Origin of the sequence: Pseudoalteromonas sp. 19-MNA-CIBAN-0066 (assembly GCF_040308705.1) — a bacterium.
GTDB lineage: Bacteria > Pseudomonadota > Gammaproteobacteria > Enterobacterales > Alteromonadaceae > Pseudoalteromonas > Pseudoalteromonas nigrifaciens.
In genome coordinates this window covers 1-1,331 of the sequence record NZ_JBEONZ010000085.1, presented here as the reverse complement: position 1 = coordinate 1,331, position 1,331 = coordinate 1, and the positions used below count along the sequence as shown (strand labels likewise).

Below are 1,331 nucleotides of genomic sequence, written 5' to 3'. Positions count from 1 at the left end.
CACTGTCCGTAACCCCGATTCAGGGGCCAACGTTAGAACATCAAAACTACAAGGGTGGTATTTCAAGGTTGACTCCACAACAACTAGCGTCGCTGCTTCAAAGTCTCCCACCTATCCTACACATGTAGGTTCAATGTTCAGTGCCAAGCTGTAGTAAAGGTTCACGGGGTCTTTCCGTCTAGCCGCGGGTACACAGCATCTTCACTGCGATTTCAATTTCACTGAGTCTCGGGTGGAGACAGCGTGGCCATGGTTACACCATTCGTGCAGGTCGGAACTTACCCGACAAGGAATTTCGCTACCTTAGGACCGTTATAGTTACGGCCGCCGTTTACCGGGGCTTCGATCAAGAGCTTCTCCCTAAGGATAACCCCATCAATTAACCTTCCGGCACCGGGCAGGTGTCACACCGTATACGTCATCTTGCGATTTTGCACAGTGCTGTGTTTTTAATAAACAGTCCCAGCCACCTGGTCACTGCGGCTCCCGTCCGCTTAGAGAGCAAGTCTCATCACAGATAGGAGCGTACCTTCTCCCGAAGTTACGGTACGATTTTGCCTAGTTCCTTCACCCGAGTTCTCTCAAGCGCCTTAGTATTCTCTACCTGACCACCTGTGTCGGTTTGGGGTACGATTCCATATAATCTGAAGCTTAGAGGCTTTTCCTGGAAGTATGGCATCAGCAACTTCATCACCTTAGTGACTCGTCTCGTGTCTCAGGTTTAGTGTTCGTCCGGATTTACCTAAACAAACGCCCTACTCACTTTCACATGGACTACCAACGCCATGCTTGCTTAGCCTGCTCCGTCCCCCCATCGCAATTATATCGAGTACAGAAATATTAATCTGTTTCCCATCGACTACGCCTTTCGGCCTCGCCTTAGGGGTCGACTTACCCTACCCTGATTAACATGGGATAGGAACCCTTGGTCTTCCGGCGTGGGAGTTTTTCACTCCCATTATCGTTACTCATGTCAGCATTCGCACTTCTGATACCTCCAGCAACCCTCCCGGGTCACCTTCAACGGCTTACAGAACGCTCCCCTACCACTTGAGCATACCCCGAAACTATCTTTTATCACCACCGACTCACGTTCGGGTGACGCTTGAACGTTGTGCGCTTCGCGCTGTCAACGTTAATCAAAATAGCTTGGGTGGTATGCTCAAATCCGCAGCTTCGGTGCATAGTTTAGCCCCGTTACATCTTCCGCGCAGACCGACTCGACCAGTGAGCTATTACGCTTTCTTTAAAGGATGGCTGCTTCTAAGCCAACCTCCTGGCTGTCTGGGCCTTTCCACATCGTTTCCCACTTAACTATGACTTTGGGACCT

The 1,331-nt window shown here is 50.4% G+C and carries 1 rRNA gene; it reads right to left on the bottom strand.

The window, feature by feature from the left end:
* A 23S ribosomal RNA gene (locus tag AAEZ18_RS18265) occupies positions 1-1,331 on the bottom strand; the annotation flags it as partial.